The following is a 23,149-nucleotide window of genomic DNA, read 5'->3' as shown; positions in this document are numbered from 1 at the left end:
TAATCCTTAATTATTCATTTAACTATAAAAATTGTTTTTACTAAGATTCATTAATTGCAAATAATGAGTAACTCATGGTTGAGAATAAAATTACTCGACCATGAAGTCGCAAATTATGATTGGTCTATATTTCTTGAATCACCAACAACTTTGATAGATTTAAAGAAGAATGGCACACAAAGAACAATGATTAAAATTAAACAGATAAAATAGATAGCAGTTTGACCGAAAATATTAAATAGTTTACCAATGATGATCCCCCAAACTGCAAAATCAAAATCAGCAAAAGTTGAGTTTTGGAAACCTAAATCGCCTAATGTAGGTAATAATAATGCTGGCAAGAACGCTAATAATATTCCACCGATAAAAGATGCGATAATACAACCGCGTTTGCCACCTAATTTATCCGCAAATACACCTGAGGTACCGCCACAGAAGAAATGAGGCACCATACCTGGAATAATTAATGCCATCCCCATTCCACCTAAAATAAACATACCAATTAATCCACCGATAAATGAACAAATAAAACCAACGACAACAGCGGTAGGACTAAAGGTAAAAAATACAGCACAATCGACTGCCGGTATTGAATTAGGAATAAGTTTTTGACTAATACCTTGGAAAGCAGGGACAAGATCACCTAGAATTAATCTAACACCGTTATAAACAATGGCCACACCAACTGCAAATTGTAAACCACTCAGAATAGAAAAGATGATTGGGCTTTGTTCGGTAATAGTAGCCATATATTCACTTCCGGCAACTAAGCTACAAAACATATATATGATTACCATTACGATACCCGTTGTTACAGTTGTATCTCGTAAAAACCCCCATTTTTCAGATATTTCGGTATCGGCAAAGGAATTATTTTTATCTCCGACTCTTTTAGCAATAAACGCAGATAAATAATAACCAATCGAACCAAAATGCCCCATGGCAATCCCGCCATCATCTGTCACTTGTTTTGTGTAATTTTGACCAATTGCAGGTGAAATCGCTGACCATGAACCTAATAAAAAACCACCAATAATAATGAGTTCCCAACCATCAAATTTAGCCGCGCGTAGAACAGCTGAAAATAAACAGGCAAGAAAGAATGAATGGTGACCAGTTAAAAATATATATTTATATTTAGTAAACCGAGCAATAATTAAATTTATAATAAAGCCCAGCAACAAAATACTCATGGTTTCAACACCTAAAACTTTTTGTGCTACCGATACTATTGCTTCATTATTAGGAATAACACCGCGAATACCAAATCCAGCTTCAATAATGCTACCCAATGGATTTAAGTTGCTAATAATTACACCAGCACCAGCACTTAACATTAAGTAACCTAAAATTGGTTTTAAAGTTCCTGTCAAAAGTTTATTTAATGGAGAACGCAAACAAACTAATCCTACAAAAGCAATAATTCCCATTAAAAAAGCTGGTTGACTAAAAATCTCCGTTAAAAATGAAAGTAACAATTGCATAAGAATATCTCCTTTGAAAAAACATCAAATTTCAGCTAATTGCTGTAATTTTTCACTAATGTCTTCCTCAATTTGCTTTTTATTGACATAACTACGAATAATGACAACTTTTGATTGATCAGAAAATTGTTTAGCTAAATCTTTAATGGTCACATATAGATCTGCTTTTTCACCTTCGGCATTAGCAAAATCTATTGACGCCACATCAGCCTTGATATTCAAAGTAGCACAGATATTCTTTACGTGATTAGCCGCCATTAATGAACTACCAATACCATTTCCACATACTGTCCGAATTTTTAACATTGCTAATCTCCTTTTTTCGATTTTTGCCTAACATTGAGTTTTTACTAAAAAAGTAAAATATAAATTTCTTACAAATTTCTTATTTATTAAGTTATTTGCTGATTTTTATATTAAATAATGAAAATTTACTGATTCGTGATACATATCACACTGTTTGATACGGCGAGTGATTCAAGTCACAAAATAATAATAAAATCGAAGCTAAAATAAATTTCTGAAAGGACAACACAAAAGATTAACATTATGATTATTTTGAATAAATTAAAAATTCATTTAAACTAATAGAAAAGTGATAAATTGAATTATTCAATGTTAAAACGCTTATTTTTGTGATCTAGTTCAAAAAAGACACCATCAAAAGCACAAAAAAACAGCGATTTTTATATAAAATACAAATAGCTGGATCGTAAATAGAAATGACAAATAAATTTTTACTTAATATTTAAAGTTAAAAAAATTAAAAAGAACGAAAAAAGCGCCATTAAGGCGCTTATAAGTTATCGAATCAATCATTAAAACATCGTATTATTATTTTCTGCCTGCTCTGGTACATTTTGGATCACATCCCAATGTTCCACTATTTTTCCATCTTTAACTCGGAATATATCAACTACCGCTTTACCAAGATCATCATTATTGATTTTAGAATGGACATGTAACCACACAATATCGCCTTCTACTGATGAACGAACTATAGTAGCACTTGACTGCGGATTTTGTTTGAAGAAGCCTTCGAAATACGTAATCGCAGGTGTTCTACCATTAGCGACATAAGGATTATGTTGTTTATAATCTTCAGCCAGCGTTTTAGTTGCCTCCGTCACTTGATGCTTATTAAAGAAGTTATTATAAAAATTGATAACCAGTGTACGATTTTCTTCCTCTTGAGCGAGATTTCTTTGCTTTAGATCTTTTGCAACCGCAATACCAGTAAAACTCAACAAACAAATACCAATAACAAAGCTTTTTTTAATTACATTCATACCAACTCCAATTTCTATTTTAATTTAGATAAACTCTATCTATAATGCGTTATTAGTCTATAATGTAGACCGCTTGAATGGTAACAATAAAAACCAAATAAAACAATAAGTAACATAAACATGACTAGGTCAGCTCAATGTGACTTAATCTGTTTAGGGAAACTAGATAACGAAAATTATGACAATGACTAAAACGACAAGAAGTGAACTATTTGAATTTGACCATCCATGTCCTATTCGTGATGTTCTCGATAGAATTGGCGATCAATGGAGTCTGTTAATTCTAAAATCATTAGAACATAATGCGATGCGATTCAATTCTTTACATAGAGAAATTGGCGATATATCACGACAAATGCTGTCACGGACATTAAAAAGACTAGAAAAAGATGGTTATATCACTCGAACCGTTTATGCACAAGTCCCAGCTCGTGTAGAGTACGCTCTAGCTGAACTTGGTATATCATTTCTTAAACCAATGAATACATTAATACAGTGGGCCGATGAAAATCATCAAGCGATTTGTCGAGCGAGAAAACGACAAAATTAGTCATTATTTGAACAGTTATTTTTGAAAGGATAAAAAAGCTAACCAAATATATTGGTTAGCTAATGATTTAATTACTGACAAACAAAGTTTTCAGGATTATTAGTATCCCCTTTACCTTGATAAATCGTTTTTTGTGGATATTGGCATAAAGGACGTTGTAGGGTAACCTGACCATTTTCAATTTTTTGGGCAATTAATCTGTTTGGCGCTTGTTTTTTCTCAACCCAATTAACGAGCGACTCAAAACCATTAATTTTATCTGGGCCATCGCCTCCATTACAATGGTCAACACCAGGAGCGAGGTAGAATTTTGCAAAATCATCTACTGAATCTTTACCGCCCATAATCTTCAATACATTATTATAATATTGAATTGTTCCTTTTGGTGCGATCAGGCGATCATTCAAGCCATGCCAAATAATCATTTTACCACCCAATTTTTTAAATTGACTCAAATCGGCATTATCAGTTCCCATTATTGGACGGAATAACTCTACTGATTCATTAAAATAGTTATCAAAACCGCTGTAACCTAAGGTTTTCCAGTCAAAATTAGGATCTTGTTTAATCCAATACTTTAAATAATCCTCTGGAATAGGAAAAGGTCCTTTATTACTAGCTAAAACATCAAGTGGTGCAGTCGGTTCAATGCTAAACCATAAAGATTTGCCATTTTGATCTGTTGGTCCTTGCCAAATTTTTCTTAATGTGCGAACTTCGTCCTTATCAAGTCCTGCTTTATATAGCAATTCATCACTGATATCTACTGCTGCTGGATCACTAACTAGACCATCTTTAATACCATCTTTTTCATCAGCCAGTTCAATAATCGCTTTTCTAACTTTTTCCAGTTTATCACTATCGATCGGTTTACCTAGCTCTTGTTGCATAACAATTTGAGGCCATATTTCTGCTGGTATAAATTTATCCCAATGGATCGCTGGTGCTGCAATATACAAACCATCATAATCCGCCGGATACCTTTGTGCTTCCATTAGTCCTTGTCTTCCACCCGTTGAACAACCATTCCAATATGCATAATTAGCAGCTTGACCATAATATGACACTATGACTTGTTTGGTTTTTACTGTCATCTCGTGTACACTGCGATAAGCAAAATCAGTTACCGAATCGGCCTGTAATTTGCCATCTTTAAAGACAAATTTGCCTTCAACTAAATTACCGGTATGTCCAGTATCTGTAGCAGCTGCAACATAACCATTTTTAGCAGCTACGGCTAATTTATCAAATGGTATAAATCCTGCATATCCACCGCCACCTATTGCTTGTAATCGTTGATTCCAATTAGTCGGCAACCAAACTTCGACATTAATAGCCGGTTCTATGGATAATTCGACGCGACAAATCTGCGGTAAATCAACAATTTCTTTAGCTTTAGCGCCTCTTAAAGTATCAGCTAATTTAGAACTTGGTGAAAAACGATCGGCAATTAATTCGCTACTTACTACTTTAGCATTCTCTAATTTCAAATTTGCCAATGCGTGACAACGCTCTTCGACATTAGCTTTCGCGGAAGTCGCATAAGCAGAAGATGCTAAACAACTTAACACCGATAAAAACAATAAACTGTATTTCATCATATCCTCATTCCTATCCTCAAAAAATATAATTTATAAAACTAGTTATCATTAATATTAGTCATTAGCCGTATAAATAACAACATTAATCATGATTATTTCTATCAGTGAATATCTCTTATCGATATTAATTTAATACCTAAGATTATTTATAGAGATTAACTTAAATTAAAACAATAATTAAACAAAATTATCCGCCGTTATAGAACCGACGGATTTATTTTTTCAGTCTTTTCTCTGCTGAAACTTTTCACCGTAAAAGACCAATTGGCTATTACCTCTCAATATAGAATAGTGAAATTGTTGACGGATATTTTTTTGCTGCTGGGTTTGTTCAGCTGCATATTCAGCTAATTTATGAGCCAATAACAATTTAGCTAACCGTTTATTTGCATGTTGACTACGTTCGGTTTGTACTTTAACACTAATTCCGGTTGCTAAATGTGTTGCTCGTACCGCTGATTCGGTTTTATTCACATGTTGACCACCTGCTCCAGATGATTTCATAGTGGTAAATTCAATGGTATTGTCATTTAACTCCATAGGGTTTGCTAAACAAGTTACGCCAAAAAACCAATTTTTTCGCTTATGGTGTGGGCGATAAGGACTTTGACAGATCCATTGTATTGTCCCTAACCAACGTTGAATTAATTGGTCACATTCAACACCTTCGATCGATAATAATACTGATCGAAAAGTATTGGGTTTATCACCCAATACGCTTTCGATAATTTCAGTGGTTAGTGACTGTTGCTCAGCCTCTTTTAAAAATTGCGTTACTGCTTTAGCAACTGCTAAAGTACACTCATCGGGCCCTCTAGCAGAAGAGAAAAACAACAAAGCCATCAGTGACCTCCCTGTGTTTTATAGTTCAATATTGGTGTCAATTGTGCAATGACAGTAACAATATTAGCTTGCTGCATTGATTCAATTACACTATCAATTGATTTATAAGCTTGCGGCGCTTCTTCAAAAATAAGGCTACTATCTTCACAAATAACACGACTACCTAGTTTAGTCCGTTTGAGTTCTTGCATTGAATAGCGATTATCCAACTTACCTTTACAGTCAGCTCGACGCCATTTACGCCCAGCACCATGTGCTAATGACATAAGTAGATCATCTCGTTGAATCGGTTTGACAAGATAGCTGTAATCACCTCGTGAACCTGGCACAATCACCAGTTCATCCATTGCCGACGATGCACCTTTTCGATGTAACCAATAGCTCTGTTTATCTATGGTGACTTTTTGTAAAAAATTGTGACAAACATTAAGTACTTCATGGCCTTGAGTATTCAAATTGGTCATTAATCTTTCCGCCACAACTTGACGATTTAATCTTGCAAAAGCAACTGCATTATCATGTTTTTCAAGATAACTTAATGCATCATCACTATCATCTGCTAAGCCTTGATAACCAAAGCGTGATAATTGATTTTGCAAAATAGCATGTCCTAAACCTCTTGAGCCACTATGCACTAATAAAAAAAGTTTTTTGGCATTAAGTTGGTATTGATTAAATAATGTTGCATCAAAAATCTTACTGACTTTTTGAATTTCAGCAAAATGATTACCGCCACCAATAGTACCTAAATTATATTTGTGACGAGTATCAGGCAAATCAATATTCCCTATTTGCTTTTCTAACTTATCAATACTCAATTTGGCAAGGTTAATGTCAGTTTGCCAAAATCCCATGCCACAGCCGATATCACTACCAATTAATGCCGGATAAATTATTTCACGACTTAAATATGCTGCGCCTATTGGATAGCCTGTGCCGGGATGAAGATCGGGCATCCCCATTACTTTAACCATATTAGGTAAATTAGCTGTTGTCAGTAATTGTTGTATTGCTAAACCTTCGATCCAGGTATTTTTAGATGCTATTAACCACGTTTTATCTGATAGCACCTGTATAGAATTGTCCATATATCAATCCATTTAAATAAATATTATTGTTATTTTTTTCAATACTGTTTAAAGACAAATTTTTAAATGAACCCATCAAATAAAACGCATACGCAACTTAACATTAATCGTTAAGAAATGTTTAATTTTATCCAGTGACAATACGATCACTCTCAATACGATTTATCAATAATTGGTTTTACTTGAACGATATCAAGTTATCTTTAAACAATGGGTATAAATTAATTGGCAGGCAAAGATCAGCTAAGTGAATTGAAGTAAGAATAGAAAAAGTTACTTAATTATTGGCGGATCAACCTGCAAAGGTTTGTTAAACAAATCATAATAAAAATCTCCTTTGCTATTTATAATGGCGCGTATGCTAATTAAATTTTAGTCAGTTGTAAAGTAACAAATTATCTTTTTTTAATCATCTATTTTTATTTTTTTACACTCGTTTTTATTGAATTAAGTATTTTATACTGTATATTTATACATATAATTATTTTTAATACGAATCATCTGGCACTATTCGTTTTTATTAATTTTTCGGAGTCTTTTCTTGAATAAATATTGTGTTGTCCTTGGGCAAGCTAATAGTTCGCTCACTGCTTATTTACCTTTAGTTGATACACCAGTAAGAGCTGGATTTCCATCTCCTGCTGATGATTATTTAGAAACAAAACTAGATCTAACAAGTCATTTAGTGAAGCATCCTAGTGCAACTTACTATATTAAAGCAATTGGTGACTCAATGATTGATTATGGCATTTATAGTGGTGATCTCCTTGTTGTCGACCGATCTTTACAACCAAAAATAGATGATATTGTTGTTGCTGCTGTGGATGGTGAATTAACCTGTAAATGTTTAAGTTTTATCAATGGCGAACATCATTTATTGTCTGGCAATAAACTTTACCCTCCAATTTCATTAGTGGGCAAAGACGTACATATTTGGGGAGTGGTAATACATACCATTCATTCCCTACGTAAACGGGGACACTGATGATTGGCTTAATTGATTGTAATAATTTTTACGCATCTTGTGAACGGGTATTTAATCCCAAATTAGAAGGAAAACCAATTGGTATTCTTTCTAATAATGATGGTTGTGTAATAGCTCGCTCTAATGAACTCAAACCGTTAGTCGCGATGGGCATGCCGGCCTATCAAATCCCCTCCCATATTCAAAAAAAAATTACCTTATTAAGCTCTAATTATGAACTTTATGGTGATATGAGTCAGCGAGTATTTGATACCGTTCGCCATTATACTGCGGATATCGAGCTCTATTCGATCGATGAGGCTTTCATTCATCTAAACGGATTTAGCCATGCTTTAAATCATTGTCAAAATTTAAAAGCAATAGTAAAACGAGATACGGGTATCCCTGTCAGTATCGGGATTGCCGCAACTCGCACGCTAGCAAAATTAGCTAACCATATCGCCAAAAAATACCCTATTCATCAGGGTGTTTATTATTTTCCGACAAATCAGGAAGAAAAAATAACTATCTTAAAGCAATTCTCAGTTGCAGATATATGGGGCGTTGGTTGGCGAATTGCGCAAAGATTAAAAGAACTAGGTATTCATACCGCTTGGGATTTACATCAAACAAATTTAAAACAAATTAGGCAGTCATTTTCAGTTGTCCTTGAACGTACCGTACTTGAGCTACGTGGTATAAATTGTATTGAATTAGATGATCTGCATACAGCTAAAAAAAATATTATGACATCACGTAGTTTTGGTCATTTAACCAATGACCTATTTGATATACAAGAAGCAATTCGTGTGCATGCAAGCCGTGGCGCAGAAAAATTGAGAAAGCAAAAATCAGTTGCTAATGCCGTACTGGTATTTTTAAAAACTAATCGATTTCGACCTGAATTAGTACAATATAATCCGTCAATTGTGGTGCCATTGCTATCGGCGAGCGATGATTCAAGATTAATTATTCATGCGGCTCAAAAAGGGTTACGATCCATTTATAAACCAGGTTTTTTATTTATGAAATCAGGTGTGATGTTACTTGATCTAAAAACTAAAGATAATTATTGCCAATCGGATTTATTTACCGCTGAAACATCAGCAACTGAAAAACACAAAAGTGAACAATTAATGAAAACCATGGATGACATTAATCAGAAAATGGGAAAAAACACTATTCACTTAGGTGGTATCAGACAAACTGCAGCATGGCAAATCAAGCGAGAGCGACTTAGCCAACGGTATACGACTCGTTGGGACGAGTTACCTTTTGTAAAATAGATAACGGATTAACCGCTAAGATAATAATTTAATCAATTGATTGAATTGAATTACCTTGTTCATTGCGAACATGCACATCAATATCCCATTTTTTTCTATATCTATCATCCTTCGATTTTTCACAAGAAATAGAAATAACATATCGAAAAGGAATTTTACCGCCATGAACTTCTGCTTTCTTCCAACCAGCTTTTAATGGTACAAGACAACGAGGTAAATAATCTTTTCCATTTACTTCGACAATATGTAAATTAGTATGATGCGCTTTATTATAAGCGGTAATAAATTCAGTTGCCTTGTTATTGATATCTAAAAATTCAGTTCTTGAATCATAGACGGGAATAGCTTCAGTTGTATTACTATCAACATTATCTGAAGACTCGGCCATTGCAAAAGGAATAGTAATAACAGTTAAAATTGCAATAATATATTTTTGTAAATGAATCTTTTTCATAAAAAAAACTTCAATAATTTAAATTGTTAAGTACAAATAAAGTTAATTTTTGCACATTATTATTAATAAAGTTAAGAGCCCATATTAACAATTGAACTACGAAAACGTTTAAGCGCAATAAGGAAAAACACACTACCGATTCCTAATAGCCACGCATACGAGGTCCAAACCACACTTAAACCAGCCCCTCGATATAAAATTGCCTGCCCTAATTCAACAAAATGGGTTGTAGGTGCAAATAACATAATATTTTGCACCACTTCAGGCATACTTTCTCTTGGCGTACTACCACCTGAAAGCATCTGTAACGGTAGAAGAATCAAAATAAATAGCATCGCAAATTGTGCGGTTGATTTAGCCACCGTCGCCATAAAGATACCGAGTGACGTTGTCACGAATAAGTGCAGAGCAGCACCAATCAAAAATAAAGTAATCGAGCCCTCAATTGGCACATTTAACCAACCATGAACAACGACTAACAGTGCCCCCCACGTTGAAACAAGCACCACCAGCCCCATAGACCAAACTTTAGAAATCATGATTTGAAATGGTGTCACAGGCATTGACAGCAAGTGATCGATAGTACCATGCTCACGCTCTTTCATTAATGCCGCACCGGTTAAAATAATCGACAATGTGGTAACAATATTGATAATCTCCATGACGGAGCCAAACCAGGAACGAGTTAAATTAGGATTAAATGCCGCATGAACCTCAATATTAACCGGCAAACTGGTTGGTTTATCAATTTGATTAAAGTATTTAGTTATTTCGCTGGTAACAATTTGCGTAATATAACCATTACCTACAAAAGCCTGTCCCATTCGGGTTGCATCAATATTAAGTTGAATTTCTGGATTTTGGTTATTTAACACATCGCGTTGAAAATTAGGTGGTATATTTAATGCAAAAGTATAACTATCGGTATCCATTCCACGATCAACTTCATCCATTGAATTTAATTTAACTGGCTTATTAAACATTGGTGGATAAAGCGCTGCGATAATTTGCCTTGATAAAGGCGAATCGTCTTCATCAACCACCGCAATTGAGGCATGATGAAGTGAATCTGAAGTTGCGGTGGCTGCGGTATAAATATCCAGCGTAAAGCAGTAGGCGATTAACAATAACATGATTGGATCACGAATCAATCCCCATAACTCTTTAATACCTAAGCGATAAATATTAATAAAACTTTGCATAATATCTATCCTTCTTGTTTCTTGAGGAGGAATATACTTGCACCAAGTATAATCGGAATAGTAATCAGTAAGGTAAATATCGAGTTATGTAAATCAAAAAATCCTAATGCCTTATTGAAAACACCCCGAGCAATAATAAGCATATGGGTAGTTGGATAGACTTCACCAATATATCGCCCACTCCCTTCTAATGATGCTACTGGATTGAGTAACCCCGAAAATTGTATCGCCGGTAACATAGTACCAACACATGTCAAAAATATAACCGCAATTTGACTACGTGTTACGGTTGAGGCAAGTAAGCCAAAGCCTGTCGCAATAATACAATAAGCCAATCCAGCTAAACATAAAGTTAGCAAACTTCCTTTTATCGGTACACCAAATATCGTAACCGCCATAAGTAGCAGTAATAAGAAGCTAAGCATCGAAATAACAATATAAGGAACTTGTTTACCTAATAAAAACTCAGTTCGAGTAACAGGCGTTACATATAAGTTAATTATTGATCCCATCTCTTTTTCACGCACTACGGATAATGCCGCTAACATTGACGGAATCATTAAGAGTAAAATAGGAATGACCGCAGGCACCATCGCTTGCAAACTTTTAATATCTGGATTATAACGATAACGGGTCTCAATATTTGCCAATGAGCTAGATGCGGTACCGGTGGTGGTTTTTATTTTGTCACTTAACCACGCAAGGTGCATACCTTGTACATATCCTTTAATTGTGTCGGCACGTAATGGCATGGCCCCATCAATCCAGATACCGATATTAACTGGATCACCGCGTTGAATATCATGGCCAAAATTAGGTGGCATTTCAATAGCCAACGCTATCTCATTACTTCTCATCCTATGGTCCATATCATCATAATCAGTAATTGGCGGTTTCTCGATAAAATAACGCTTAGAGCCAGATAAATTAGTAATATAGTTTTGGCTGGTAATCGTTTGATCACGATCTAATACTGCAAAATTTAAGTCCTCAACATCCATCGTGATACCATAACCCATTACCAACATTAATATCGCTGAACCTAACAGTGCCAATAAAGCGCGCAATGGATCACGAGATAACTCAAGTGTTTCACGCCATAGACAACCAATCAAACGAGTTAGACTAAATCCTTGTAGATGATGCGCATTGATTTTAACTTGCTCATTATCATTAGCTACAGCTTTAGGCATTTCACTAACTTTTTCATCATTACTCGTATCATCAGCGCCTGCATCAACTAAATATCGAATAAAAGCCTCTTCAAGGGTTTTCGCATCTTTAGAATGAATGATATTATCTGGCGTATCACTGGCTAAAACTTTACCAGCATGCATTAACGAAATCCTATCACAACGTGCCGCTTCATTCATAAAATGAGTAGTGATAAATACGGTAACTTTATCTTTTCGGGAAAGCTCAATAATTAAACGCCAAAAGTCATCACGAGCAATCGGATCGACACCAGAAGTAGGTTCATCCAGAATAAGTATTTCAGGATTGTGAACCACAGCGACCGATAAAGAAAGTCTTTGCTTAACGCCTAACGGTAGACTATCTGGCAAACTTTTTAATTCATTTTCCAGACCAAAACGCTTAACTAACTCCTCGACTCGTGCTGGTATTTTACTTTCTTCAATACCAAATAGACGAGCATGTAACACGAGGTTTTGTTCAACCGTCAATTCACTATAAAGTGAGAACGCCTGCGACATATAACCTAAATGGCGTCTTACATTAATATCACTGGCATCAACCGGTTTACCAAATAACCACGCTTCACCTGACGAAATTGGTAATAGACCAGTTAACATCTTCATGGTGGTTGATTTACCGCAACCATTTGATCCTAAAAAACCAAAAATCTCACCTTGTTTTATGGAGAAATTAACATGATCAACCGCAATAAAATCGCCAAATTGCTTAGTTAATCCTTTTGCTTCGATTGCTACTTTTAAATCTTGATTTAAATCTAATGGAGGGATTTCAACGGCCTGATAACCTTCTCTAGCATCTTCAGGCATTAATTGAATAAAAGCATCATCTAAATTATCTTTTGCTGTTTTGGCTAACAACGCTTGTGGTGTACCTGTTTCGAGGATCTTACCGCCATACATTGCCACTAACCAATCAAAGTTTTGTGCCTCATCCATATACGCGGTAGCAACAATGACACTCATTTGTGGACGTTGCTCACGGATTTTATTAATGAGTTGCCAAAATTGTGCACGAGAAAGCGGATCAACACCGGTTGTTGGTTCATCAAGAATAAGTAAATCGGGGTCATGAATTAAAGCCGAACATAAACTTACCTTTTGTTTCATCCCACCAGAAAGACGACCTGCAGGCCGAGATAAGAAAGGATATAAGCCGGTACTTTTGGTTAACTCATCAATACGTCGCCGTCTTTCAGCTGCATCATTACCAAATAAACGGGCAAAAAATTGTAAATTTTCTTCGACTGACAGTGTTGGATAAAGATTTTTACCTAATCCTTGTGGCATATAAGCAATACGGGTACATACGTTTTGACGATGGGTTTTATCTTTCATATCCCCATCTAATACGTAAACTAATCCCTCTTGGATGACATGCGCGCCAGCTATCAAAGACAATAGACTCGATTTACCCACCCCATCGGGACCAATCAATCCCACCATGCATCTTGGTGGGATGGCAATACTGACATCATTGAGTGCACAAGTTTTTTTATAATGTAATGTTACATTACTGACATTAACAACTGCATCTTCAATGGTTTTACCTTCTGCAAGTAACGTCAAATCCTTTTTATCCGATTCTGACATATGCTATCTCCAATTATTTTGTTTGGCATTTTGCAACATCAGATAAACCCGCAGGCCATTCCGTATTAGGATCAAGTCTAACCCATGCAACGCCTGGAAGACCGGTTTTAACATGAGTGATATAACACCTTAACAATTCTGGGCTTAATTGTGCTTTAACTCTAAACATCAATTTTTGACGTTCATCTTTGGTTTCAACAGTTTTAGGCGTGAATTGTGCAACACTAGATACAAATGAAATTTTGGCTGAAATAGCTTTACCAGGTAAAGCATCCAACACTAATCTTACTTCATCACCAATTCCTACTTTTCCAGCAATCATTTCAGGTAAAAAGAAAGTCAAATAAACATCTGACAGATTGACTAGATTTAATACTTTTCCGCCTGAAGGTAAAACTTCACCAGGTTGGGCTATACGATATTGAATACGTCCATCAACAGGAGCAGTTAAGGTACTATCATTAATATCAGCTTGAATTTTATTGATATTCGCTAACGCTACATTTATCGCTGATTTAGCACTTTCTACACCTGCTTGAGCAGCTTCAATTGCGGCATCGGCAGCGGTAACTTGTGATTTAGCTGAATCTAATGCCGCTTTGGCACTATTTACCTTAGCTGTATCATCATCAAATTGTTGTACTGAAATCGCTCCTTTTTGATAAAGCGCTGTCGTACGTTGTAAATGTTTTTTAGCTATATCTAAGTCACTTTCTCTTTGCGTAACACCCGCTAAAGCTGCAACTTTATCACTCATTTTTAAAGCTACTTGTGCTTTTGATGTCGCTTCATTACTCATAGCTTGTCGATGTTGAGCTTGAGCTTCATTTAATTGCGCTTGTAACGTATCAGTTTGCATAATAACTAGCGGTTGACCTGCAGCGACAAAATCACCTTCTTCAACATTAATCTTTTCAATTCTACCGGCTAGCTTAGTAGAGATGTTGATTTCAGTAGCTTCAATACGTCCGTTGCCACTAGTAAAATCGGCACCATAGCCATCAGGTTTAAATTGCTGCCACAAAATAAAACCAATAACAACAACCACAACTGCAATAACAATCCATTTTTTGTTTATTTGTTTCATGAATAACACCTTATTCTAAAGTGACAAATCTATAATAAACCTTAACGAAAAATTTAATCGTTAGAAGCGATTTATTTTCAATATGATCATCATAGCAAATGTATTTTATAAATAATATCAACTCTCAAAACAAACGCAGTAAAAGCTAAAAAAGGTCATTTATAATTTTAAATATAGATCACAATAAACGTAGATGATGATTTATAAAGACAAGCAAAAAAATGAATATCTAATTAATTTAATTGAAAATATTTTAATATCTTATTGATTCAGTCAATGGAATAAGGTTAATAAAAAAACTAAACTCCAAATCAATATAAAATTAATTTGGAGTTATCTTATAAATGTTAAACGATTATCTTGAAAAAGATCATAAATCCGGTCTAAACCGTTTTAATTCTTTCAATGGAATATCACCTTGAACTGTACATTGAATCATGACCTTGCCACTAAACCTATCATATTCAAGAAACAATAAATTTTCAGCGGTGCCTCTTACTGGAGAGTCATTGGTTAATACATGTTTATTGTCAGACCAAACACCATCTTTATAAAATAACGCATTGGCAACATCAAGCGTACCATCGGCCGATATCTGCCAATCAACCCATGGTAACGCACTTTTAATCTCTTCAAAGGTATTATCGGTGTTAAATCCCCAATAATAGTACTTTAGATGATCATCGTTAATATATTGAGACTGATCAAAACTTTCGATTTTTAAACCATTAAAGATAATCGGTGGATCAAATGTAAGTCTATTTTTTTGGGGATGATTAATAGATTTAGTGGCAAATTTGCTATAACCATTTGGTAAATTTACGATTGGAAAATAATTACGATATTTTTTTTGATTTAAATCCGAAAAAAAAGTCTTATCACATTGGGTAAAGCTTTTTAATAAATGACTAAAATCTTCATCAAATGATGGATTTTGCGCATTTGCGAAAAATGGCATGAGTAAACCAATAAAACATAATGATTTAATCTTCACTGTCTATTTCCTTATTAGTGATTGATAATAAATTTTTACTTTGAGTAGCTTTAAAATAAGTTATTATATCAATAATAACAAATAATATTTAGCCTATCTTTAACTATAATAGTAGCGAAATATTCAATGATTAAACAATTAGTTGCTAATCAATAACCGTCAAACAAAATAGCAACAAACTATTGCTAGCAGTGCTGTAAGAAAATATAGTAATTAAATATATTTTTCTCAGCGGACTTATTTAATAAAGGTGATTTTATGGCTCTTCCTTCTTTTTTGACAATTTATAATGAATTAATATCCACGCCAACTATCAGTAATGTAACCAATGAAAAATTAGATTATTCCAATAAGCCACTAATTGACAAATTAGCGCAATGGTTTGCTGATTTAGGTTTTACAATTGACATTCAACTTGTACCAAATACTCGTAATAAATTTAATATGTTAGCCACCTATTCTAATAGTGAAAATAAAACTCAAGGCGGCCTATTGTTAAGTGGTCATAGTGATACAGTGCCTTTTGATGATGGACAATGGAGCAAAGATCCATTTAAGTTAACTGAAGAAAATAATAAGCTTTATGGGCTAGGCACGGCAGATATGAAAGGATTTTTTGCATTTATATTAGATGCATTACGTGATATCGATCTTAAAACATTAACTAAACCAATTTATGTATTAGCCACCGCAGACGAAGAGACATCAATGGCTGGCGCTTCATTTTTTGCCCAACAAACGCAACTACAACCAGACTGCACGATTATCGGCGAACCTACCTCATTGATTCCTATTCGTGCTCATAAAGGATTTATATCTAATTCAATTAAAGTTATTGGTAAGTCAGGCCATTCAAGTGATCCAGACAAAGGTATTAATGCTATCGAAATCATGCATTTAGTGATTGAAAGATTACTTATTTTGAAACAAAAATTCAAAGAACAATATCACAATGATGGTTTTAGCGTACCTTATCCAACCATGAATCTTGGCGTTATTCATGGTGGTGATGCAGCTAATCGTATCTGTGGCTGTTGTGAATTGATTATTGATATTCGGGTATTACCAGATAACGATATTGACTCACTTTATAATGCCCTTTGTGAAGCATTACAACCCGTCATGGACCAATATCCTAATCGAGTTTCCATCGAATATGAGGTATCACCAATACCGGGCTATGAATGTAAAAAAGATCATCCAGCATTAAATCATATCGAAAAACTGGTTGGTCACACCGCGCAAACTGTTAACTACAGTACTGAAGCGCCATATTTAAATCAAATCGCCCCAACTATTGTGTTAGGGCCAGGCTCAATTGAGCAAGCTCATCAACCAGATGAATTTATCTCTATGGATTTCTTAAAACCGACCAAATTAACCATTGAAAATTTAATTAAAGATTTTTGCTTATAAATCAATATATTCGCCGGCAAAGTCGGCGAATCAGCTTAATGCTATTAGAGTAAATAGTTCATTACTTTTAAATTAAGACGGTATACACTCCTCAATATTTTTTACAAAAACTTACTTTTTCATCCTACATTTATCACTTAATAAAATTTATTTATAAAGTTATCTAACCACTACAATCATCAATAAAATTTTTCTGTAAATAGTGATACTAAATGATATTAATGAATCATTTTCATTTTAAGACGGTATACACTTCTCAATATTTTTTACAAAAATTAGCTTCTAAATTAATCCAAGCTATCATCTTTATGCATATTTCCCCATTGGCAAAGCATATCTAATACAGGCACTAGTGTTTTACCCCGCTCTAATAGTCCATATTCAACTTTTGGTGGAATTTGCGGGTATTCTTTTCTAAAAATTAATTTATCTCTCTCCATTTCTTTTAAAGTATTACTCAATGTTTTAAAGGAAATTTCTTTAATGCTACGTTTTAGTTCATTAAAGCGCATAGATGGTTGATTTTCATTTAACCAATAAAGAATAATAATCTTATATTTTCCTCTGATCATCGAGAGCGTGTAATTAAATCCACTATTCTCGAAATTATCTTCTGCACAATGATGCTTTTCCATATTTACACTCTCCTTAAAGATAGTACATAACAACAATTACCGTACTTCAAAAATAATTGTATCAATATTACTATGACAAGATGATTTATCACAACAAAAAGGAATATTGAGAATGAAACGAACTTTAGTGATTGTAGCCCATCCAAATTTATCATCATCAAGTGTTAATCGATGCTGGCTTAATAAATTAAATCAATACTATGAACAACTAACCATACATGATATATATTCATGCTATCCAACCCAACAAATAGACGTTAAATTTGAACAAAATTTAATTGAAAACCATCAGAATTTAGTCATTCAGTTCCCAATATATTGGTTTAATTGTCCACCACTGTTAAAACAATGGTTTGACGACGTTTTTACTTATGGTTGGGCTTTCGGTTCTTTAGGCGATAAATTAAATAACAAAAAAGTGGCTTTAGCGGTTTCAGCTGGTATTAAGAAAACAGATTATTCCTGCACAGGACAATATCAATATACGCTTGAGGAAATATTAAAACCTTTCGAATTAACAATGAATTACGTTCATGCTGATTATCAGCCTATGTTTGCACTTTATGGCGCAAACAATGAACCAGACTACCCAGATAAAATTACCTTGAATGAGGTAAATAAAAGTGCAGATGATTATGTTAATTGGATGAAAAAATTAGGAATATTAATCTAAATGACATAATTATTATCAAAATCACAAATAAAATAATTTTATTAAGGCCGTTTAATAACCAAATTAGTCCTAAGGAATTAAGTTCAGATAAGCAAAAATAAGATGGTATAGACTTCTCAATATTTTTTACAAATATGGTCATCTCGATATAGTAAAAATATATAAGAAAAGTCATGTTTTAATTATTGTTATAGTTTTAATTTTGATTAGTTTGATTAGTAATAGCCGACAATGTCGGCGTAATTGATTAAACTTGAAAAGAGGCAAAATCAGTGGCAATTTCAGTATTAACAAAGACGCTCCTTGCTTCATTAACCAGTTTTTGATTATCTTGTATACTATATCTAGGGCTAATATGCGTTATGATTAACCTTTTAGCCTTAGCTTGCTTAGCAATGTTGGCGGCATGTATTGTCGTTGAGTGCCCACGTTCAATGGCTTTTGCCTCAAAAGCTTGCTCTTGAGTGGCCTCATGCACTAATAAATCAACGTTTTCGGCTAAATCAATGGATGCTTGACAAGGAATGGTATCACCCAATATAGCTACTTTTTTGCCTCGTTTAATATCGCCCTGATAATCCTTACCATCAATCGTTCTACCATCTTCTAAAGTAACAGTTAACCCTTCTTTTAAAACGGCGTAGTGTACACCAGGATTAATATTATCTTGCTGCAATTTGTCAATATCTAAGCTTGGAGGCAAATCCTTTTCAACAATACGATAACCAAAACAAGGGACTCGATGTTGCAATAATTTAGCTTCAACGCGAAATTTATTATCTTCAAATACTAAGCTATCTTGTTCAAGTTCAATAATATTTAAAGGGTAAGTAAGCCATGAAGAACTAATTTCAATCACTGTTTGAATAAATTGTTTAATACCTTTAGGTCCAACTAACGTTAATGCCGATTGCTTTTGCATTAATGAACGAGTGGTTAACACACCCGGTAAACCAAATAGATGATCACCATGCAAATGAGTCAAAAATATCATCTCCAATTTAGCTAAACTAAAATTGGCCTTTTGCATTTGCATCTGCGTTGCTTCACCACTATCAAACAGCCATAATCGCCCTCGTTCTTGTCGGAGATCAAGCATAACACTACTTACATTACGTTCAGCGGTTGGTGAACCGGCACTTGTCCCTAAAAAAGTTAATTTCATATCAAGATCAAATTGTCATTTAAAATTTTATTATATACTGAGAATAACTATTGATAATGTTATTTTGCTATAAGAAATAGAAAAATTATTATAATAGTAACTATAAAAATTAATTCATTTATAACAGAACGTTAAAACCAAAATGGTTATATCACACAAATCAGTACAATAATTTAAATAAAGATTTCATCTTGTACTTTATTTAAGATAAAGATCTAGTTGTTTTGCTCGTTGAAAATTTAGTTCAGCAAGGCAAGAAAATTTCATCATATCTAGCGCATTATCAATTGCTCCACCACCTAACGAACGTGCAAAATCACACTGCAGAGTGCGATATTTAATAAATTCTTGGTTAGATTTTTCCAATCTTGTTTTAGCAATTACGATGTATTCTTTATCTTCCCACCAATTATCAAGTTCATTGAAAAAGTTCTTTTGCGATTTATCTAACTCAGCTTGACTAATATAAAAAATTTTTTCTAAACATTCAGTCATGGCTCTTTCTGAAGGCTCGCCACTACAGTAGATGCGCAATTCGTATTGATTTAAATCAGCATATTTTGAATTAGCAAAAACCACTAGTGGCATAAAAATAATAAATATAGTCATTAATTTCATTATTTTCATAAAATTTTAAAATCCTTTTGATAAGGTCAAACATATTTAACCAATTGATTTATAATACATATTATACGTTTTTACGTTCAATGGTCTGTTCACCCCAAAAGAGCTTATCAGCTTTAGTTTTAGCGAAAGCGCGTTGTAACACTTCATCGCTACCTTCTTCCCAAATTTGTTCTGCTAATTTTTCATCATCATTAGCGAGTTCAAAAATAGCCTCGGCAATTTCAATAGAAGTTTCACGAATATTTGCCCAAGATCGAATATCATGTATTTCTTTTTTGGTACTATTCATATTTATTCTCCTTATTTGCTAAGATTACAGGTAAAATATACCCAATTCGCACAAAACACAATAGGTAACACTTTTTATGCTAACTATCATCTCTCCAGCCAAAACCCTTGACTATCAAAGTCCATTAATCACTACAACCCATACCCTACCTGACTGTTTAGAGGCAACAAAACAACTTATTGCTGTTTGTAAAAAGCTAACTAGCGATAATTTAGCTAAATTAATGTCTATCAGCCCCAAACTTGCGGCAGTTAATTATGAAAGATTCCAGAATTGGCATCCTGATTTTAATTTACAAAATGCCAGACAAGCGATCCTAGCGTTTAAAGGCGATGTATACGAAGGTCTACATGTTGAAGATTTTACTGCTAGTGACTTGCAATTTGCGCAATCGCATTTACGTATTCTGTCTGGATTATATGGTTTATTAAAACCACTTGATTTAATTCAACCTTACCGTTTAGAAATGGGTATCCGGTTAAAAAATGGTGACAAGACTAATCTTTACCAATTTTGGGGAGAAAGCTTAACCGATAAACTCAACGAAGAGTTAGCAAAATCATCTCAACCAACCTTAATTAACTTAGCCTCTAATGAATATTTTAAAGCGATTCAAGTTAAACACCTAAATGGCAAAATTATTCAACCGATATTTTTAGATAAAAGCAAAGATGATTATAAAGTGATCAGCTTTTACGCTAAAAAAGCGCGCGGATTAATGAGCCGATTTATTATAAAAAATAACATTAATAATTGTAATGATATTAAAAGTTTTAATTTAGATGGCTACCAATTTGATTCTAATCGCTCAACTGAATTAGAATGGTACTTCACCAGAAAACATGCATAGAAAGATATATTAAGATGGAATTTTTAATCACATTATGGCAGCAGTTTTTAACGACCTTACCTTTATTTATCTTAATTTTGTTAGGTTATATTGCTGTAAAAATGGGCCGTTGGCAAAAAACGGTAACCGATAGTGTCACTAAATTCACTTTCTATATTGCTTTCCCAATTATGCTCTTTCAAATTATGAGCCACTTTTCTGAACATTCAGAAATCGATATTAATCTTTTATTAGTATTTTTTGGTGGCTCATTTATTGTTTTTGCCTTGAGTTGCTTTATTGCGGTTAAATTTTTTAAACTTAATGGTTCTGAAAGTACCATGTTTGCTATGGGTGGAATTTACACAAATACGGTATTTGTTGGTATTCCAATTATTAATATGTTATTGGGTGAAAAAGCGATTCCTATAGTCGCCATTATCGTAATATTTAATGCTTTAATTTTATGGACTTTAGCAACAGTATCCATTGAATTTGTGCAAATGGGTAAACTATCAAGCAAAGGGTTTATCAAAGCCTTTAAAAATGTATCGAAAAATCCAATCATCATCGGCATATTTGTCGGTATAGCCGTTAATTACTCTGGTATACCTTTACCTATATTTATCGAAAAATCGACCCAAATGGTCAGTGATATGACCGCACCGCTATCATTAATCGTATTAGGGATGGGGCTGGCTGAATATAAAATTCGTAATGATTTACATATCACTATAGCAATCTGTATTATCAAATTGTTTGTGTTACCAATTGTGACCTATATACTAGGTAAATTATTAGGATTACCTGTTTTAGAGCTACAAGTTATCGTATTATTAAGTTCCGTATCAATAGCCATAAATTGCTATATGATGGCAAGACAGTTTGAGGTTTTACAAGGACCTATCGCATCTAGCTTATTGATATCAACGGCATTGTCATCGATAACAACACCGTTAATTCTATCAATAATGTTACAGTTACCTTTTGCTTAAGATTAACTTATTTCACCGCAAAATTTATGAATTTGTGGTGTAAAATCAAAGCAAAAACAATAACTGCACTACCAACAGTGAATCGCCCCCAATCTATTGATTGGTGCCAAATAACAACATTAACTAAAATACCAGCCGGAATAACCAAATTATTCATAATCGCCAATGTACCAGAATCGACTTTAGTCGCACCTAAATTCCATAAAAAATAACATAATCCCGAAGCCACAACACCTAACCAAATAATAATCCCCCACTGTAATTGAGTGGTAGGCAGTTTGTCAGCATTACCAAATAATAACCAACCAATAGTTGCTACAACTATTGCCCCAAAATAGACCCAAGCAAAAGCTTGATGTTGCGGTAATGGATAGAGTTCCATAATACGTTTATAGCCGACTTGCCCTAAAGCAAAGACGATATTGGCCCCCTGAATTAATAAAAAGCCAATGATAAAATCACGACTGATGTGATCATAACGGATAATTGCCGCACCAATTACCGCTATAATGGCCGTTAATAAATAATTAAGTCTTAGTCGATGCCCTTGCAGTAAATCATAGATGATGGTGACATAAATTGGCGTTGAAATGGTAAATAATAGAACCTCTGGCACCGAAATATATTGAAATGAGTTGTAATAAAAGAAGTACATAATTCCTAATTGGCATGCACCTACTCCCATCAAAAGCAACATCTGCTTTACAGAGACATTTTTAAAACGTAAAAAAGGAATAAAGGTAATAAAAGCCAGCAAAACGCGCATGACTACCGCAAACCAAGTATCAACTTGACCACTTAAATAAACCGCAATAAAACTAAATGAAAACGACCAAACAATAGTGACAAAAATAAGGTAATACATAGCAAA

At 34.0% G+C, this 23,149-nt stretch carries 23 protein-coding genes; 7 read left to right on the top strand and 16 right to left on the bottom strand.

All coding sequences use genetic code 11. From position 1 onward, the window contains the following. Nucleotides 1-113: 113 nt before the first annotated feature. From H3S74_RS03040 to H3S74_RS03030, 3 genes are all read right to left on the bottom strand, one after another. Nucleotides 114-1,484 (bottom strand): PTS ascorbate transporter subunit IIC, encoded by a 1,371-nt coding sequence (locus H3S74_RS03040; RefSeq protein WP_198199839.1) that lies wholly within the window; start codon nt 1,482-1,484, stop codon nt 114-116. A gap of 24 nt (nt 1,485-1,508) precedes the next feature. Then, nucleotides 1,509-1,790, bottom strand: a complete 282-nt coding sequence (locus H3S74_RS03035) for a PTS sugar transporter subunit IIB (protein ID WP_086358909.1) — start codon at nt 1,788-1,790, stop codon at nt 1,509-1,511. A gap of 512 nt (nt 1,791-2,302) precedes the next feature. Beyond that, entirely contained in the window at nt 2,303-2,773 is a 471-nt protein-coding gene (locus H3S74_RS03030) for an ester cyclase (protein WP_110447897.1), read from the bottom strand. 184 nt (nt 2,774-2,957) lie between these two features. Between H3S74_RS03030 and H3S74_RS03025 the strand changes: the two genes are divergently transcribed. Then, nucleotides 2,958-3,323 (top strand): helix-turn-helix domain-containing protein, encoded by a 366-nt coding sequence (locus tag H3S74_RS03025; RefSeq protein WP_086358907.1) that lies wholly within the window; start codon nt 2,958-2,960, stop codon nt 3,321-3,323. A 71-nt stretch (nt 3,324-3,394) separates the two neighbouring features. On the opposite strand, the gene H3S74_RS03020 is transcribed toward H3S74_RS03025, so the two are convergent. The 3 genes from H3S74_RS03020 to H3S74_RS03010 all read right to left on the bottom strand — a co-directional run bounded on the left by H3S74_RS03020 (nt 3,395) and on the right by H3S74_RS03010 (nt 6,855). After that, nucleotides 3,395-4,924, bottom strand: a complete 1,530-nt coding sequence (locus H3S74_RS03020) for a tannase/feruloyl esterase family alpha/beta hydrolase (RefSeq protein ID WP_198247184.1) — start codon at nt 4,922-4,924, stop codon at nt 3,395-3,397. Between the two features lie 222 nt (nt 4,925-5,146). Further along, on the bottom strand, nt 5,147-5,767 hold the full coding sequence (gene prfH, locus H3S74_RS03015; RefSeq protein ID WP_110447899.1) for a peptide chain release factor H: 621 nt from the start codon (nt 5,765-5,767) through the stop codon (nt 5,147-5,149). After that, nucleotides 5,767-6,855 carry an RNA ligase RtcB family protein gene (locus H3S74_RS03010; protein ID WP_110447900.1) on the bottom strand — a complete coding sequence of 363 codons (1,089 nt, stop codon included), beginning with the start codon at nt 6,853-6,855 and terminating at the stop codon, nt 5,767-5,769. The genes prfH and H3S74_RS03010 overlap by 1 nt, the downstream gene beginning before the upstream one ends. A gap of 541 nt (nt 6,856-7,396) precedes the next feature. On the opposite strand from H3S74_RS03010, the gene H3S74_RS03005 reads away from it, so the two are divergent. Continuing rightward, the gene (locus H3S74_RS03005; protein WP_173795320.1) at nt 7,397-7,840 is read left to right on the top strand and encodes a LexA family transcriptional regulator; all 444 of its coding nucleotides are present in this window, start codon (nt 7,397-7,399) and stop codon (nt 7,838-7,840) included. Continuing rightward, a complete protein-coding gene (locus H3S74_RS03000; protein ID WP_198247183.1) occupies nt 7,840-9,105 on the top strand; it encodes a Y-family DNA polymerase in 1,266 nt (421 codons plus the stop codon). The genes H3S74_RS03005 and H3S74_RS03000 overlap by 1 nt, the downstream gene beginning before the upstream one ends. Before the next feature lie 28 nt (nt 9,106-9,133). On the opposite strand, the gene H3S74_RS02995 is transcribed toward H3S74_RS03000, so the two are convergent. From H3S74_RS02995 to H3S74_RS02975, 5 genes are all read right to left on the bottom strand, one after another. Next, nucleotides 9,134-9,559, bottom strand: a complete 426-nt coding sequence (locus H3S74_RS02995) for a hypothetical protein (RefSeq protein ID WP_110447902.1) — start codon at nt 9,557-9,559, stop codon at nt 9,134-9,136. A gap of 71 nt (nt 9,560-9,630) precedes the next feature. Beyond that, nucleotides 9,631-10,761: an ABC transporter permease gene (locus tag H3S74_RS02990; RefSeq protein ID WP_110447903.1), complete on the bottom strand. Its 1,131-nt coding sequence runs from the start codon at nt 10,759-10,761 to the stop codon at nt 9,631-9,633. A 5-nt stretch (nt 10,762-10,766) separates the two neighbouring features. Next, nucleotides 10,767-13,568, bottom strand: coding sequence for a ribosome-associated ATPase/putative transporter RbbA (gene rbbA, locus H3S74_RS02985; protein WP_198247182.1), 2,802 nt, complete (start codon nt 13,566-13,568; stop codon nt 10,767-10,769). Nucleotides 13,569-13,581: 13 nt separating this feature from the next. Continuing rightward, nucleotides 13,582-14,655 carry an HlyD family secretion protein gene (locus tag H3S74_RS02980; protein ID WP_198247181.1) on the bottom strand — a complete coding sequence of 358 codons (1,074 nt, stop codon included), beginning with the start codon at nt 14,653-14,655 and terminating at the stop codon, nt 13,582-13,584. A 370-nt stretch (nt 14,656-15,025) separates the two neighbouring features. Continuing rightward, the gene (locus tag H3S74_RS02975; protein ID WP_198247180.1) at nt 15,026-15,649 is read right to left on the bottom strand and encodes a hypothetical protein; all 624 of its coding nucleotides are present in this window, start codon (nt 15,647-15,649) and stop codon (nt 15,026-15,028) included. Nucleotides 15,650-15,907: 258 nt separating this feature from the next. Between H3S74_RS02975 and argE the strand changes: the two genes are divergently transcribed. Then, nucleotides 15,908-17,065, top strand: a complete 1,158-nt coding sequence (gene argE / locus H3S74_RS02970) for an acetylornithine deacetylase (RefSeq protein WP_198247179.1) — start codon at nt 15,908-15,910, stop codon at nt 17,063-17,065. A gap of 287 nt (nt 17,066-17,352) precedes the next feature. Here argE and H3S74_RS02965 read toward each other — a convergent pair whose 3' ends face one another. Beyond that, nucleotides 17,353-17,700: a helix-turn-helix domain-containing protein gene (locus tag H3S74_RS02965; RefSeq protein ID WP_086364449.1), complete on the bottom strand. Its 348-nt coding sequence runs from the start codon at nt 17,698-17,700 to the stop codon at nt 17,353-17,355. Between the two features lie 112 nt (nt 17,701-17,812). On the opposite strand from H3S74_RS02965, the gene H3S74_RS02960 reads away from it, so the two are divergent. After that, nucleotides 17,813-18,373: an NAD(P)H-dependent oxidoreductase gene (locus H3S74_RS02960; protein WP_198199816.1), complete on the top strand. Its 561-nt coding sequence runs from the start codon at nt 17,813-17,815 to the stop codon at nt 18,371-18,373. Between the two features lie 247 nt (nt 18,374-18,620). Here the strand turns inward: H3S74_RS02960 and rnz are convergent, their stop codons facing one another. From rnz to H3S74_RS02945, 3 genes are all read right to left on the bottom strand, one after another. Beyond that, entirely contained in the window at nt 18,621-19,538 is a 918-nt protein-coding gene (gene rnz / locus H3S74_RS02955; RefSeq protein ID WP_198247178.1) for a ribonuclease Z, read from the bottom strand. 198 nt (nt 19,539-19,736) lie between these two features. Beyond that, complete coding sequence (locus tag H3S74_RS02950) at nt 19,737-20,165, bottom strand: lysozyme inhibitor LprI family protein (RefSeq protein ID WP_198247177.1); 429 nt, start codon at nt 20,163-20,165, stop codon at nt 19,737-19,739. Between the two features lie 61 nt (nt 20,166-20,226). Continuing rightward, nucleotides 20,227-20,454, bottom strand: a complete 228-nt coding sequence (locus H3S74_RS02945; RefSeq protein ID WP_086364319.1) for a YccJ family protein — start codon at nt 20,452-20,454, stop codon at nt 20,227-20,229. Between the two features lie 76 nt (nt 20,455-20,530). Between H3S74_RS02945 and yaaA the strand changes: the two genes are divergently transcribed. Both yaaA and H3S74_RS02935 read left to right on the top strand, forming a co-directional pair. Beyond that, nucleotides 20,531-21,304, top strand: a complete 774-nt coding sequence (gene yaaA, locus H3S74_RS02940) for a peroxide stress protein YaaA (protein WP_198221392.1) — start codon at nt 20,531-20,533, stop codon at nt 21,302-21,304. 14 nt (nt 21,305-21,318) lie between these two features. Continuing rightward, entirely contained in the window at nt 21,319-22,278 is a 960-nt protein-coding gene (locus H3S74_RS02935) for an AEC family transporter (RefSeq protein ID WP_198221394.1), read from the top strand. Nucleotides 22,279-22,285: 7 nt separating this feature from the next. Here the strand turns inward: H3S74_RS02935 and H3S74_RS02930 are convergent, their stop codons facing one another. Next, nucleotides 22,286-23,143, bottom strand: coding sequence for a carboxylate/amino acid/amine transporter (locus H3S74_RS02930; RefSeq protein ID WP_198221396.1), 858 nt, complete (start codon nt 23,141-23,143; stop codon nt 22,286-22,288). Between the last annotated feature and the right edge of the window lie 6 nt (nt 23,144-23,149).

It is taken from the genome of Gilliamella sp. W8126 (assembly GCF_016102185.1).
Classification (GTDB): Bacteria; Pseudomonadota; Gammaproteobacteria; order Enterobacterales; family Orbaceae; genus Gilliamella; species Gilliamella apis_A.
This window is presented reverse-complemented; position numbering and strand designations above follow the sequence as displayed.